Genomic DNA, 13,460 nt, shown 5'->3' with positions numbered 1-13,460 from the left:
CGGTGTATTCACATCTCCTCGACGTCGAGGGCGGCTTGGAGCCGGCGGAACACGGTGTCGTCGATGCGCTGTTCGTCGCGCAGGCGGAGCATCGTAGATCGCTTGTGGTCGATGGCGGCGAGCCGGAGCGCAGCGTACTGCTCAACGTGCTGCAGGGTGGGGTCGTCGTCGGTCTGGCTTGCGTGGGTGCGGACGAACATGTGGTGCTGTTCGAAAGCATCGAGTACCCGAGCCACCAGTACCGGACGCGGAACTGGCGCGCCTATCCTTCATCGACTTCCTGGGCGTGGGCTTCGTTGGCGCGGTTGATCTTGGTCATGTGCTCCTCCGCCCAGGTCCGCAGCCCCGCAAGCGCGGTTTCCAGGGACAGTCCGAGTTCGGTGAGCCGGTAGAAGACCCGCGGCGGCACGGTCGGTTCGACCCGGCGGGACACCAGCCCGTCGCGGGTCAGGCTTCGCAGTGTCACGGACAGCATCTTCTGTGAGACGCCGGGCATCCGGCGTCTCAGCTCCGCGAAGCGCACCTCGTCCGGCGCGGCGTCGGCGAGCGTCTTGACGGCCATGGACGTCCACTTCGTACCGATGCGGTCCAGCAACTGCCGCGTCGGGCACTGGGGATCGAACAGATCGCCGCGTATCCCACGGCCGGCGGCCCGGGTTCCTCGGGTGGTCACCTGTGGCTCACCACCTTCCCTGAAAGTGCCGTCTAGGAAGCGGCCGGACAGTTACCTATCGTTCTGTGGTCACCAATGGTAACCAGCCGGAGGAGCCATCATGCCCGCCACCACCGCACACCACCTCCGCCGCATCGCGACGAACGGCGTCCAGCTCAACGTCGCAATCGCCGGGGACGGACCTGCGGTTCTCCTGCTGCACGGCTTCCCGCACACCTGGCAACTCTGGAGCGGCATCATGGGCCGACTGGCCGGGAGGTTCCGGGTCATCGCCCCGGACCTGCGGGGCTTCGGTGCCAGTACACGTGCCTTCGAGGGGTACGACGCCGGCACCCTCGCCGCCGACGCCGAAGGGCTGCTCGGCGCACTCGGCGAACCCTCGGCAGCGGTGGTCGGCATCGACGCGGGCGCCGCCCCCGCCGTCCTGCTCGCGCTGCGCCGGCCCGGCCTCGTCCGGCGCCTGGTCGTGATGGAGGCGCTGCTCGGACGCCTGCCCGGAGCCGAACCCATCGTCGAGGGCAGCGCCCCGTGGTGGTTCGGCTTCCACGCCGTCCCCGGCCTCGCTGAGACCGTCCTGGCCGGCAACGAGGCCCCATACATCGAGTGGTTCCTCGAATCGGGCACGCTCGGTCGAGGAGTACCCGACGACATCCGCGCGGCCTTCGTCCAGGCGTACACCGGGAGCGAGGCCCTGCGCTGCGCGTTCTCCTACTACCGGGCCCTGCCAACCAGCGCGCAGCAGTTCCAGGACGCCGCCGCGACGGCTCGGCTGACCATGCCCACCATGGCCGTCGGCTCTCACCCCGTCGGCCCCGGGCTCGAACGCCAACTCCGTCCCATCGCCGATGATCTCGTCGGACACCATCTCCAGGACTGCGGCCACATCATCCCCCTCGACCGCCCAGACGCATTGTCCGCGCTCCTTGATCCTTTCCTCTCCGCGGATCTGAGGAAGTGACTGAAGCGGGGCCGAAGGATCACGGTCGGCGGTTCGGGCGTTCGTCCCAGCGGTGAGTCGTCCACGACCGCCGCATCAGGATGCCACGGTGATGAATTTGTCGGCGAGGTCGAAGAAGGGATCAATGGCAGTGACGCGACGCTCGTAGCACCGGGAGAGACGGTGAAGGGCGTTCTGCCTCGTGCACGGTGATGTCGTTAGGCAACGGGCCGAGGCCGTCCGTGCAGGGTGGGAGCGAGCAGGGGGCGTGGCGGTTGGCACCGACCGCAGCACGCCCGGGGGAATGCCGTATCCGTCCGCGCCTTCCGGCTGTTCAAGCAGACCCTCGGCCGGACCCGCCCGAGGACCCGCACACCGAGAGTGGGTGACCGCTGGTTCTGGCTGGTGATCACCGCCCACACCCGGCTCCGCCTCACCCGACCGCTCGCTGCGGACCTCCGCCCGCCATGGGGGAAGCCCGCTGCACCCGGACGTTTCACCCCGGCGCGAGTCCGGAGAGACTTCAGAAGGAACGCGACTGCATGACCGTGCCGTTGGTCCACCTGGAGAGGAGCGTCCGTGAGAACACGTCAACGGGACCGAGGCGCCCCCGAACCGCAGGCACCGTGGAACGAAGTCAGGCCGCGGTTATGGCTGGGCGGGCACTTCTGGGCCAGTCCCGACGGTGAGGTGCAAACCGCTGTAGTCGGTAGTGAATTCGATCTGGTCATCAGCCTGTTCACCCGGCTGGACCACGGACCGCACCCCGGAGTCGACCATCTCATCAGTGAGATCCCGGACGGCCCGCTCACGGCGGAGCAACTCCACTCGGTCCAAGAGCTGGCTGTGACGGCCGCTCAGGCCGTACAGCACGACCGCACCGTTCTCGTGCGCTGCCACTCCGGCTACAACCGCTCCGGCCTCGTCGTCGCACAGACCCTGATCGAGCTGGGCCAGGACGCCACCTCCGCCATCGCGCTCATCCGGCAGAGACGATCGCCCTGGGCCCTGAACAACCAGACCTTCGAGCAGTACCTCAACACGGGACTCGACGTCGCCTGCCTCCTGGCCGGACTCGAAACCCTCAGCTGACCACCAGCTCAGAGGTTAAGGAACAAGCTAACGAGGCTGTGCGCGATTGAGGTCGGGGCATGTTGGCATGGCAGGTTGTCGGGTGGGTGCTCACCTCTTGGCGGTGCGATCGGAGACCAGGCCGGCCACTGCCAAGTAGCTTTCGTCGAAGTACTCGCGGCGTCCGAGGTACCGCTGGAGTGTCCGCCACTGCTTGTGCTCGGCGTTGGCGTGCTCGACGCGGATTCGTTCTGATGACTGCTGGCGGCGGTCAGCATCCCACGCCGCGAGGGCCCCGGCGGGGCGTGCTTCTTCGGCTTCAGGGGCGGGGCCTTGACCTGGTTGGGGAACTGCTTTGGCCAGTCCCTGGTGGCCGGCATCGACTTTAGCCCTGACCGACGGGTGTCGCTCGAACAGGTCGCAGATGCCCACGGTCTTCACCGCTGTCTGGTCGTGCACGCGGCCGGGCCGGAACGCGCCGGCCCAAAGGGTGCGGCTCTGCTCGTCGGTGACGACGGTGGCCTTCTTGGTGTTCTGCCGCATCTTCCCCGAGACGAACGCGCGCCTTCCTGGTCTGTTAGCCCCGGGGCGGCGCACCCGGACCTCTGTACCGTCCAACCTCAGTTCCACGCCTTCGGCCGCCGCGTAGGCGAAAACGTCCTCCAACGTGCGAAGCCGCAGGTCGAGGCGTCCTGGCACAGCGAAGCCCCGGGCAGCCAACAGCGGACGGATCTCATGGACGGCGCGGGTGATCGTGGAGCGGTCCACGCCGTAGAGCACGGCCAGAGCTGAATGAGGAGGCTGTAACCGCAGGACGACCAGGGTGACGATGATCCGGTCGGTGAACCCCAACTGATGGTTCGGGCCGGCCCCGGCTGCCCGCAGGCGGCCGCGACCCCTGCGGTTGTGTAGTCGGCCCTCCTCAGAGGCCGTCCACGCATGAGCCAACTCGCCTACCAGCGCACCGAGTCGACGGGGCTGAAGGCCGGTGAAGGCGGGATGGGACATGGCCGTGCGGCCAAGGTATTGCGTCACATCAACATCCAACCCGCACAGCCCCCCTCACGTCACGGCCCTCAGAAACTGTCGAGCGCGCCCACGGCTGCACAGATGTGGCCCTGCCCGCCCTCCGACCGCCTCCCGGCGCACCACCAGGAGAGCAGCCCCTCCACGTCGCGCGTATGCATGCCCAGGTCGTGTTCGACACACAGGGGCCACGCCTGCCACAGACGCTCAGCGACGGTGTCCTGGGCGGCGTCGGCGACGATCGCCAAGGCATGAGCAGAGTCCTCTGGCGTCTTCGGGTACAGATGACTGCCGTGCCACTCGCCGTTGGCCAGGGCAACGTAGACGTACTCCGGCTCGCCCGCCTCGTAGGAAGGCTGGGCCAGCAGTTGCAGAGGTCCCTGCGCAGGAAGAGTCACGGCCAAGTCCTGGTTGAGGACCGCGAGAGCCTCGTCCCACAAGGGGTACTCGCCTCGCGAGACCCGACGGATTTCGGGTTGATCGATAAGAGCATGCATAGGGCCATCCTCGGCTACGGACCCCGGACCTCAATCGCACACAACCTCGTAAGTAGCTGTTGTCGCTCCGATCCTGAGGGGTGGACATCGAACGGGAGTCTCGATCGGGTGATCGCGGCTGGCCGCGGGCATGAAGACGGGGCCAGAACGTCGGCTGAAATCCCGCCCGGCACGGACGGCACCTCACCGACACGCTCACGGGCGATCGTCCACTCCAGCCACTCCTGCTCGGCCGCCGTGCGCTCGCCTGGATCCCGGTCGCCTTCCTCGCGCAGCCCGTCCACACGACGACGGGCGGCAAGCTCGTGCTGTTCCAGCAGTCCGACAACCGCCGGCATCCGCGACCTCCACGGGAGCAACGAAACGACGATCCATCACTCCAACACCGACGCCACCCCCTACCCCTGACCAGCAAAAGCGCAGCCGTCATACTCAAAGAGACATCAGCCTCCAAGCTTGCTCTTCAACCTTTGGCGGATCCTCGGTGACACCGGTAGATTCTCCGCGGTGACGTTGATGGAGACACAGGGCCTCACGTCGATGACCGACGAGGCGCAGTTACGTTGGATGGCGCTGGGGGACACGACTCGGCAACCGGCCGTGATCCTGCTCCATGGTGGTCCGGGGCTGCCGGACTATCTGGGCGATGTCGCCCCCATGATCGCGGATCTCGCGCCCGTGTACCGGTACGACCAGCGTGGCACGGGCCAATCCCCGTGGCGGGGCCGCCATTCCCGCGCCCGGCACGTCGAGGATCTGGCCGAGCTGCTCGACGTATGGGACGTGTCCAAGGCCGTGCTGATCGGGCACTCCTACGGCACCGACCTGGCGAGCCGGTTCTGTCTGGCGCATCCTGACCGGGTTGCCGCAATGCTGCTGATGTGCGGTCCATTCGTCGGTGATTGGCGTGCCGGCGACCGAGCGGAGCGCGGCCGCCGCATGTCCGCAGCGCAGCAGGAGCAGCTCCGCGCCTTGGAGGATTTGCCACACCGTACGGAGGAACAGGAGGTCGAGCTGCTCACACTGGCCTGGTTCACCGACCACGCCGATCCCGAACGGGGGTGGCACTGGGCCGTGCAGGGTGCCCGGCGGCGTCGCCCCGTCAACTGGGCTATGAACAGCGAGCTCGGCAAGGAAGGCCGCGCGGACCCGCTCGATGAGCATCTTGCCGAGCTCCGCGCCTGCTTGCCCGCGCGAGCGGAGCTCCTCGGTGGGGCCGATGACCCCCGTCCTGTGTCGGCGCTTGAAGCACTCGCGCTCAGGCTCGGTCTTCCGTTGACCCGGGTCGAAGGCGCTGGGCACGAGCCCTGGTTGGAGCAGCCCAACACCGTGCGTGCGCACCTTCGGCGCTTCGTGCAAGGCGCGGTGGGCTCATAGGGCTTTGACCGGATTGCCGGCCGCCTTCGCCCCGGCTGTCGGCACCACGGCGCTCAACAGCGGAAACGTGGACGCGCCCCGGCTACGGCAGGTGCTGGCCGGCCTGCCCATGCCGCGGGCAGCCGACGGCCGCCTCGACCTCGCGGTCGACGTGAGCAACTGGCTCCGCCCGGACGCGCCGACTGGCGTGGATCGTCTGTTCCGTCAGGTTTACGGGCGCAGCGGACGGTCCTCGGATCAGTTCGTGCCCGGCTGGCCGTACTCGGTCGTCGCGGCCCTGGAATCGGGCCGGACATCGTGGTGCCGGCTCCGTGGACGCCGTGCGCCTCGGTCCGGCCGACGACGTCGCCGAGGTCACCGCTGCCCAGGTCACCGCTGTCCAGGTCTATGGCGTGTGCGGCTGGAGGAGCCCGATCGACTGCGAACACGACTACTGGGCCCGCTTCACCGAGGAGCTGCCTGCATGGGAAGGTCTCCGCGAAACGGGGGGATTGGCAAGGCGCGCCCCCTCACCGGCAGTGGTCGGCCAGGGACAGCAGCAGATGGGCGGACTCCGGCCGCAGATGGTCCGAGTGGGCGCCCGCAGGCCCGTGCCCGCGGACGAACACCTCGCTCGCGTCGACGCTGACGAACCGGTGGTCGAGCGCCGCCAGGGGATACGCCTCCCCGGGCGGCAGCATCCGGATCGCCGAAACCGGCGCGGGCGCGGTGCCGATCCCGGAGTGGCCGATGCCCGCGCGTTTCTCCGCGCGCAGGTGCCAGAAGCCGGTGGCGCGGTCGTGCCGCGAGTACGTGGCCACGACCGGGCCGCGCAAGGGCGCCTCGCCGAGCGCGGTGAACATCGACGCGAAGGCGTCGCGCGGCGCCGCCATCTGCAACAGCAGCATCGAGTCCGCGGTGAACGGCCGCCCCGCCGGCTCCGGAGTGTTCCAGCCCAGTGTGAGCGGCGGGTCGGCCGCCCACTGCACGGCCTCGCACAGGAAACGGCAGCCGAAGGAGTGCCCGACCAGGTGCAGATACTGCCCCTCGCGGTTGGCGAGTACGGGCGGCGCGGCCGGGTCGGCGCGGTGCGAGTCCACGTATCCGAGCAGCCGCCCGATGACCCGGGCGGCGTGTCCCTGCGTACTCATGGCGTGCGCCCGGTCCCGGATACGGCGGTAGCCACCGAGGGAGGGCAGGGAGCGGGACGGCCAGCGGACCAGGACGGTCCAGGGACGCCAGGGTTTCAGCCGGGGGTACAGCTCGGACTCGTGCTGGGCGTCCGCGAGCGCGAGCAGTCGCTGGACGGCGTCGAGCGCGGACTCGGGGCTGGTCTGCCAGCCGTGTGCGTAGACGAGCAGGTCGGTGGCCCAGGCGGGCGGGCATAGCGCCGCGGCGAAGTGGTCGGCGAGACGGTTCGCGGGGACGGGGCGGGGGCCGGCGGGGGTGTCCTCGAGGAGCCAGCCGTCGGGGCCGAGGTCTACGACGTGGATGCCGTCAGGTACGTCGGCGAGGCTCATGAGGTGGCCTCGGCGGGTTCGATGGGCTCGGCCCTTACCAGGCGGGCGTCCATGCCGCAGTGCAGGGCGTAGGCGAATCCCAGCGGGTTGTGCAGGTTGTCGGCGAAGTGCCGGGCCACGGCGTGGGCGACCGCGCCCGCGGATTCGCCGCCGTTCAGGTAGCGGCCGAGGAACTCCAGGGCGTACTCCGCCGCGAAGACCTGCGGCATCTCTATCTGCGGACCCAGGATGCCGCGCGCGCCGGTCTCGATGAGGGCGCGCCCGAAGTAGGCGAGGTCGGCGTCGCTGTTGCCGGGGATGCCGGCGTAGCAGGCGTTGAGGAGGACGAAGGGGTGGAACGGGGCGCAGTCGCGGCGGGCTGGGCGGTGCTCGCGGACCGTGTAGGCGTCGATGGCGAGCTTGTCCTCCAACTTCAGTACGAGATACGGCGGTTCGGCATCGGCCGACTCGAATTCGCCGTGGCACCAGAAATACATCAGCTGCTCGTCGAGCGTCGGGTCCGCGAGCGCCCGCACGAACTCCCTGCGGGTCGTCCGCTCGGCCAGCGTGCCGCCCCGGGCCAGGACCGCCTTCACGTCGGTGGCCCGGGTTCTGCCCCGTGGATCCACGCCGGTGTCGTGGTTGAGGCTCACGGCCGGCACGGCGGGCGGCGGGTGCTCGCGTCCGTCGGCGATCATCGCGTAGTACCCGCCGGTCTGCTCGATCAGGTGGCGGTGTCCGAGGAAGCGGCGGAATACCCCGGCGAGCCCGGGCTCATCCGTCGCGTCGGGTGGCAGGCACAGCATCGGCCACGGCACGAAGAGGTCCGAGTCGAATCGGACGCGCAGTGGTTTCTCCGCGCACAGTGCCTCGGTGAGGAAGGCGCGGAAGAGACCGACCTCCTCGCTCTTCCCGCCGAGCAGGACGTCGAAGAGCAGATGGGTTCCGTATCCGGCTAGTTCCGACACCGTGGCCAGCAGTTCGTCCTGCGGCTCGCCTGTCAGGTCGACGAGTGTGGCGTAGGGGAATTCCGGGCGGCCGGGCGCGGGACGCCGCGACCCGTCGAGCGGTTGTACGGCGACGAACTCCTCCTTCCACCGACGGCGCAGCCGCCCGGTCACGTGCCGCGCTTCCGAGGGCTTCACCTCCAGGAGGGCTCGGTGCTCGGTGCCGCTCAGCGCCAGCACTGCGGGGCCGTACATCCGGGCCAGGATGCGGTCGTCGCCGCGTACGTCGAGCACGATGACCAAGTCGGGTGGCGCTACCTGCTGGGGGAGCCGGGTGAAGCCGAGGCTCGGGTCCTGGACGACATGGACGGGGAGTTCACGGGCCACGGGGTCAGGCCCCCTGTGCGAAGGCGGGAGTGGGCATGGGCTGCGGGGCGGCGGAGACGGGAGCGGTGCCGGTGGTGCCGATGACCTCGATCTCCGTCTCGACCTGTTGGAGGACCGTGTGGGATTCGGCGTCCTCGATGGTGAAGCGGATGCGGTGGAGGCCCGTCTGATACGCGGTGAAACGGAAGAGGGCGGTTCCGTTGACCGGGACGGAGTTCGTCGGGTCCACGTCGGCACGGGTCAACGGGGTTGCCCGCGCGGTCAGCGGTGGCAGGAGTTCCTCCGACGGAGCCCCGGAGTACTCGCGGCCGGGCTCGACTCGCAGCACGATGCGGGCTTCCCCTCCGGTGGCGGGGGAGTCGTCGAGGAGGGCGAGGCGGACGAAGGCGGCGGGAGACACCTCACCGGGCGGGGCGCCGTCCGGCGAAGCGGCCGTTTCCGGGAGGAGGTGACGGACCATGAGCGGGATGGTGTCGAAGTCGTCCCACTCCGTGTTCAGCAGGACGGGGCGTGGATAGCAGCTCGTGAGCGCTCGGACCGCCCGCGCCCCGCGGCTGGAGCCAGGGCCGTCGCGCACGACCGCCACCCATCTCTCGCCCGCGGTGTCGCCGAGCGCCTCGAACCGCGACTGAGCCTCGTCGAGCCGCCCACGATCGGCGCCGGGCCGGGCTGCCTGCAGGAGCAGGGTCCAGGCCTGGCCGTTGCGGCATCCGGTTTCGTCGAAGGCGTCCAGGACCCGGCGGATTGCTGCCGTGCGGTCGCCCCTCGTCAGCCACGCGAGGTGGTGCCGGGTCCAGGCGATACCCAGCCGGTCCGGCACGCTCTCGAAGAGCCGCAGCGTCTGGAGCAGCACGTGCGCCGCCGAACCCGGTAAGTCCGCGTCCGCGTACGCCACCCCCTGGAGCAGAGTCGCCCAGGCCTCCCCCCGTACGTCGCCGTGCTCCCGGTGGGGCAAGGGCGTGGCCTTGAGCTCCAGCATCACGTCCGTTCGGGCGCCGTTCAGCAGGAGTTCGACCCTGCACAGCTCGGTGCTCGTCCAGGCCGCTCCCACCACGTCGCCGACATCGTGGAACGCGAACCTCGCCGTCTCGAGCCGTTTGCGCGCCTCCTCCGGGTCGCCGCATATCAGCCGCCACCGACCGTAGTGGAAGACGGCCCAGGCCTCGCCGCGGCGGTCGCCATGCACCTGGTGGGTCTCGATGGCGCGTCGCAGCAGTCGGCCGACCTCGCGCAGCTCGCCGCGGTCGGTGCGGATCGAGGCGCGGGTGTGCAGGGCCCAGCCGTCCGGTACGTCGGCGGGGAGGGCGTCGAGGGGGGCCTCGGCGGTTTCCAGCTGTCCCATGTGATGCCGGGCCATGGCGAGTTCGCGGATGGCGTCCGGGGTGTCGATGCCTGCCAGCGCATCCGCCGCGGTCTGTGGCTGTCCGGTCTGCCGAGCGGCGGCGGCCAGCGGAACCCTGAGAGTGTCCCGGTCGTCGGTCGCATGGCCCAGCCCGGTCCTCAGCATCAGCAGCGGGAGCAGGGCGCCTTCGCCGACGAGCCGGTGTGCCAGCCATGTGGTGAATTCACGGGAGTTGGCCTCTCGGGACCGGCACAGACGTAGCGCGAGGTCGACGTAGGGCTCGGCAGCATCACCCAGTGCGCCCGGCTCGCGCGTCACGGCACGGGACAGTCCTGAGTCCAACCGCTGTGAATTGGAACGGAGTTCGTCGTGGGTCTGGTCGAGGACGAGCTGGGCGCGTAGGGCGGGGCGCAGTTCGTACCAGCCGGGGCGGGGTTGTTGCAGCAAGCCCTCCTGGTGCAGCCCCTCGACCGCCTCGCGCCACTCGGCGCGGGTGAGGTTCTCGACGGGCAACGCCATGTTCGGCGAGAACTCCGCGCCTTCCCAGGCCGCCAGGGTGCGGAGCAGGGCAGGCGCCCGACGCGTCGTGGACAGCAGATCCTGGTAGGCCTCGGGCGTCAGGTCCACCTGGTGCCGCATGACGCCCGAACGGTCGGAATTCGAGGTGCGGCTCGCTCGGGTGGTGGTGGCGATCAGCACACAACCCGTGTTCTCCAGCAGCCGAACGGCCGTCCGCAGGAGGTCCTTGCCGTCGGTTTCCTCGGGCAGGTCGTCGAGCACGATCACCGCCGGGTGGGCCCGGAAGTGGTTCTGACAGGCCGCCGCGGCCAGGCCGGCCAGAACCTCGGGTGAGCTCAGGAGGGCCGGGCCGAGCTCGGTCTGCGCAGCACCCGACGTCAGCAGCAGCCGCAGCACCAGTCGCTCCGGGGCGGTGGCCCGGACACCGAGCGAGAGCCAGTGGACAGGCAGGCGCAACGCCGCACCGGCCTCGTGAGCCAACTCCTCTGCCAGTGAGGACCTACCGGACCCCGGCAGCCCGTACAGCACGAAGACCCTCCGGGTGACCCTCAGCCTCGACATCAGCCGACGTACCTGGGCGTCCCTATCCATCCACGACTCGCACATCTCACCCCGTCTGCGACAACCCCCTTACCCGCTTACCCCTCTCGTCCCGACCCCCACCCCTTTGAACTCCCGCGTATGTCGCCCCGGCACCATCCCCTACCGCCAAGCCTGCCAGCCCGCTTGCGGGTTCACACTCCGTTCCAGCAACAACGCGTAGGCCTCCACGTAGTCGAGCAGCATCTCGTCCCGCGACCCATGGCCACGTCGGTGTCTTTGCGGGCTGCGGCCACCGACGACATCAAGGACGCCATCCTCGTTGAGCCCGGAGAGTGCCGCTGACCGGCGCGGTATATGGCGGGGCCCGAACCCATCCACGGGAACGAGCCCCGCCATCAGCCCTCGCGCGGCACGTCGGCCCCCTCCGGGAACGGCATCCTGCTGGTCCGCTACGGCAAGTCCAAGTAGGGGTCGCCGCCCAAGCGCCGCAGCGTGCTGACCGTCTGGCAGACCGCTACACGGCTGGTCACCGAAGCCGGATGCGATGTCGCCCAGTCGGCGTGTTGTTGGGCCGCGCGCTCAGGCCTTCTTCATCCACCTCGTGGATGACCAGGCGGCTGACGTACTGGCCATCGCTCTTGCGTACCTCACGCACTCGCGCCGTGATGGTAGCCATCTGGGCATGCGTGGCCGTGCGGTGTGCCCTTCTCGTACGGCGCGCTCTCGCGGACCGCGTCACGGTGGAGATGGTCCGGTTCTCGCACCAGGGGACGAAGTGGCCACCACCGTCGGGGTGCGGGCCGCGGTGTGCCTGGTGTTGGGCCGCTCGGGTTCGATGCGCCCCATCCGGCGTTGGTGATCTTTGAGACAGATGGTAGGCCGACGAGTCGGCCAGGCCGTTTCGCTTGGATCACTGAGAGCGGGGGCGTCGTTTGGAGCCGCAGGTGGCTGCGCTGTCGGACTCGCGGTCTACGGTGCGGCCATGTTTACCCTGCCCGATGGTCTGCCTCCCAGCCGGTTCCTGTCTCGTGATCCCGTACCCGTGTGGGTTTCTGACGAATTCCCTCAAGACATCGAAAGGCTGTGGCCCCGCCTGCTGAGCGAGCAACGAACACGCGGCTTGGTTCCGCTCCTGTGCTGGCCGGCTGCCATGGGAAGACCACTCAGCCCGGACCACGCCGACGCCGTCCGCCTGGAGGAGGTGCTGGCGGCGGACTTCATCGAATACCGCCGCAGGAGGCTGCCGTTCTGGACGGATCCGACGCCGGCCCCGGTACCTGCGGGAGTCGAGCCGTGGCCACACGACCCCGGGCCGCCATTCGAACAGTGGCCGGGTCTGACACCGGCGATGCCGGTCACGTCCGCGAGCCCGACGCCCGAACAGGCTGCCTCAAGCCTGCTTGCCGGGCTCATCGAGACGTGCGAGTTCGAGCTGGACGAGTGCCGCCTCGTTCTCGTCCCTGCCCAGCGGAGTAGCGATGCTCTGGCATGCGTTGGCTGGTCCGCTGAGGCGCCACTCCCTCTGCTGTGTGCACTCCTGCGGAGCTGGGAGGACCGCTTCGGTGCCCAGGTCGTGGCGATGTTCGGCAGCGAGCTGCACGTCTCGGTCGCGAGACCTCTCGTTGAAGCAGAGCATGCGAGCCGGCTCGCATTGGAGCATGTGCTGTCGACCGCGGACAACATCGTCGATGATCCGCCCACGCCGTTCCCCGAGTACGCGACGGACCTCGTGGGGCGGACCTCCTGGTCCTTCTGGTGGGACTAGACATGACGGCTGGCCTGCCTCCCTCGTTGGGCCGGAAGTGCCGTCGACCGATGCGCAGTGGGCGAGGATCGAGCCGTTACTGCCGGACCGGACGCCAAGGCGTGGGGGCCGATGGAGGGATCACCGTGGAGCAATCGACGCGATCGCCTGGAAGGTCCGGACCGGATCACAGTGGGGCCAGTTGCCGGAGAAGCACGGCAACTGGCGGGGCGTGTACGACCGCCTGCGGATATGGGCCATCGACGGCACTTGGGAGCGGATGATCACTGCGCTGATCGCGCAGGCCGACGCCAAGAATGACCTCAACTGGGCCGTCTCGGTGGACTCCACCATTGTGCGCGCACACCAGCACGCGGCCGGGGCCCGAGAGAAGGGGCCCCGGCCGGCGAGCCGGACGACCATGCCATCGGCCGTTCCCGCGGCGGACTGACCACGAGGATCCATCTCGCGTCCGATTCCGACTGCCGTCCCCTGGCTTTCCATCTCACCGCCGGACAGGCCGGCGACGCGCCTGCCTTCGCGCACGTGATGGCTCGCCTGTGTGTTTCTCGACGACGAGGACAGCCCCGCACGAGGCCGGACCTGGTGCTGGCCGACAAGGCCTGTTCCTCCCGCGCGATCCGCGAGCACCTGCGCATGCGCGGGATCCGAGCAGTGATCCCCGTTCCGGCCGACCAACGCGGCCATCGGCTTCGTCGCGGACGCCGAGGTGCCAGACCGCCGGCCTTCGACCGCGAGGCATACAAGCAGCGCAACACCGTCGAACGCTGCTGTCGAGTACGGCCAGGAGCCGGTCGCAGAGGCTTCGGCGAGTTCACAGGTGCGGCCGGCCGGACGTCGAACTCGACCGGCGCGGTGTCGCCCTTGGGGTATTCCGGTCTCCGGCTCCTCCGCGAAG

12 protein-coding genes and 3 pseudogenes are annotated in these 13,460 nt (G+C 69.3%); 7 read left to right on the top strand and 8 right to left on the bottom strand.

Annotation, left to right across the window (positions count from 1 at the left end):
* Positions 1–8: 8 nt before the first annotated feature.
* A complete protein-coding gene (locus tag OG782_RS00620; RefSeq protein ID WP_406447235.1) occupies positions 9–200 on the bottom strand; it encodes a hypothetical protein in 192 nt (63 codons plus the stop codon).
* 62 nt (positions 201–262) lie between these two features.
* Positions 263–673, bottom strand: coding sequence for a winged helix-turn-helix transcriptional regulator (locus OG782_RS00615; RefSeq protein WP_406447233.1), 411 nt, complete (start codon positions 671–673; stop codon positions 263–265).
* Between the two features lie 100 nt (positions 674–773).
* Between OG782_RS00615 and OG782_RS00610 the strand changes: the two genes are divergently transcribed.
* Positions 774–1,631 (top strand): alpha/beta fold hydrolase, encoded by an 858-nt coding sequence (locus OG782_RS00610; RefSeq protein ID WP_406447231.1) that lies wholly within the window; start codon positions 774–776, stop codon positions 1,629–1,631.
* 19 nt (positions 1,632–1,650) lie between these two features.
* Here the strand turns inward: OG782_RS00610 and OG782_RS00605 are convergent.
* Positions 1,651–1,928, bottom strand: a pseudogene (locus OG782_RS00605) (IS5/IS1182 family transposase); the annotation flags it as partial.
* 6 nt (positions 1,929–1,934) lie between these two features.
* Here OG782_RS00605 and OG782_RS00600 point away from each other — a divergent pair.
* Positions 1,935–2,138, top strand: a pseudogene (locus OG782_RS00600) (transposase); the annotation flags it as partial.
* 162 nt (positions 2,139–2,300) lie between these two features.
* Positions 2,301–2,702: a protein phosphatase gene (locus tag OG782_RS00595; RefSeq protein ID WP_406447229.1), complete on the top strand. Its 402-nt coding sequence runs from the start codon at positions 2,301–2,303 to the stop codon at positions 2,700–2,702.
* A 90-nt stretch (positions 2,703–2,792) separates the two neighbouring features.
* Here OG782_RS00595 and OG782_RS00590 read toward each other — a convergent pair whose 3' ends face one another.
* Together OG782_RS00590 and OG782_RS00585 are read right to left on the bottom strand one after the other, a co-directional pair.
* The gene (locus OG782_RS00590) at positions 2,793–3,533 is read right to left on the bottom strand and encodes a transposase family protein (protein WP_406447227.1); all 741 of its coding nucleotides are present in this window, start codon (positions 3,531–3,533) and stop codon (positions 2,793–2,795) included.
* A gap of 224 nt (positions 3,534–3,757) precedes the next feature.
* Complete coding sequence (locus tag OG782_RS00585; protein WP_406447225.1) at positions 3,758–4,105, bottom strand: hypothetical protein; 348 nt, start codon at positions 4,103–4,105, stop codon at positions 3,758–3,760.
* A 555-nt stretch (positions 4,106–4,660) separates the two neighbouring features.
* Here OG782_RS00585 and OG782_RS00580 point away from each other — a divergent pair.
* Both OG782_RS00580 and OG782_RS00575 read left to right on the top strand, forming a co-directional pair.
* Positions 4,661–5,581, top strand: coding sequence for an alpha/beta fold hydrolase (locus tag OG782_RS00580; protein WP_406447223.1), 921 nt, complete (start codon positions 4,661–4,663; stop codon positions 5,579–5,581).
* Positions 5,582–5,690: 109 nt separating this feature from the next.
* Positions 5,691–6,209 (top strand): transposase, encoded by a 519-nt coding sequence (locus tag OG782_RS00575; RefSeq protein WP_406458767.1) that lies wholly within the window; start codon positions 5,691–5,693, stop codon positions 6,207–6,209.
* Here the strand turns inward: OG782_RS00575 and OG782_RS00570 are convergent.
* Genes OG782_RS00570 through OG782_RS00560 form a run of 3 tightly spaced genes read right to left on the bottom strand, consistent with a single transcriptional unit; the run spans position 6,091 to position 10,845 of the window.
* Entirely contained in the window at positions 6,091–7,080 is a 990-nt protein-coding gene (locus OG782_RS00570) for a hypothetical protein (protein ID WP_406447221.1), read from the bottom strand. The genes OG782_RS00575 and OG782_RS00570 overlap by 119 nt on opposite strands.
* Positions 7,077–8,393 carry a CHAT domain-containing protein gene (locus OG782_RS00565; RefSeq protein ID WP_406447219.1) on the bottom strand — a complete coding sequence of 439 codons (1,317 nt, stop codon included), beginning with the start codon at positions 8,391–8,393 and terminating at the stop codon, positions 7,077–7,079. Before OG782_RS00565 ends, OG782_RS00570 begins: the two co-directional genes overlap by 4 nt.
* A 4-nt stretch (positions 8,394–8,397) precedes the next feature.
* A complete protein-coding gene (locus tag OG782_RS00560) occupies positions 8,398–10,845 on the bottom strand; it encodes an AAA family ATPase (RefSeq protein ID WP_406447217.1) in 2,448 nt (815 codons plus the stop codon).
* A 934-nt stretch (positions 10,846–11,779) separates the two neighbouring features.
* Between OG782_RS00560 and OG782_RS00555 the strand changes: the two genes are divergently transcribed.
* Together OG782_RS00555 and OG782_RS00550 are read left to right on the top strand one after the other, a co-directional pair.
* Positions 11,780–12,562, top strand: a complete 783-nt coding sequence (locus tag OG782_RS00555) for a DUF4253 domain-containing protein (protein ID WP_406447215.1) — start codon at positions 11,780–11,782, stop codon at positions 12,560–12,562.
* Positions 12,563–12,599: 37 nt separating this feature from the next.
* A pseudogene (locus OG782_RS00550) lies at positions 12,600–13,333 on the top strand (IS5 family transposase); the annotation flags it as partial.
* Between the last annotated feature and the right edge of the window lie 127 nt (positions 13,334–13,460).

Origin of the sequence: Streptomyces sp. NBC_00876, from assembly GCF_045207435.1 — a bacterium.
In the GTDB taxonomy this organism is placed as follows: Bacteria; Actinomycetota; Actinomycetes; order Streptomycetales; family Streptomycetaceae; genus Streptomyces.
This window is presented reverse-complemented; position numbering and strand designations above follow the sequence as displayed.

What these genes read in the sequence shown, in the direction of transcription:
- OG782_RS00555 (WP_406447215.1), top strand. Translation starts at nt 11,780, where the DNA reads ATGTTTACCCTGCCCGATGGTCTGCCTCCCAGCCGGTTCCTGTCTCGT.
- OG782_RS00610 (WP_406447231.1), top strand. Translation starts at nt 774, where the DNA reads ATGCCCGCCACCACCGCACACCACCTCCGCCGCATCGCGACGAACGGC.
- OG782_RS00620 (WP_406447235.1), bottom strand. Translation starts at nt 200, where the DNA reads ATGTTCGTCCGCACCCACGCAAGCCAGACCGACGACGACCCCACCCTG.
- OG782_RS00560 (WP_406447217.1), bottom strand. Translation starts at nt 10,845, where the DNA reads ATGGATAGGGACGCCCAGGTACGTCGGCTGATGTCGAGGCTGAGGGTC.
- OG782_RS00570 (WP_406447221.1), bottom strand. Translation starts at nt 7,080, where the DNA reads ATGAGCCTCGCCGACGTACCTGACGGCATCCACGTCGTAGACCTCGGC.
- OG782_RS00575 (WP_406458767.1), top strand. Translation starts at nt 5,691, where the DNA reads ATGCCGCGGGCAGCCGACGGCCGCCTCGACCTCGCGGTCGACGTGAGC.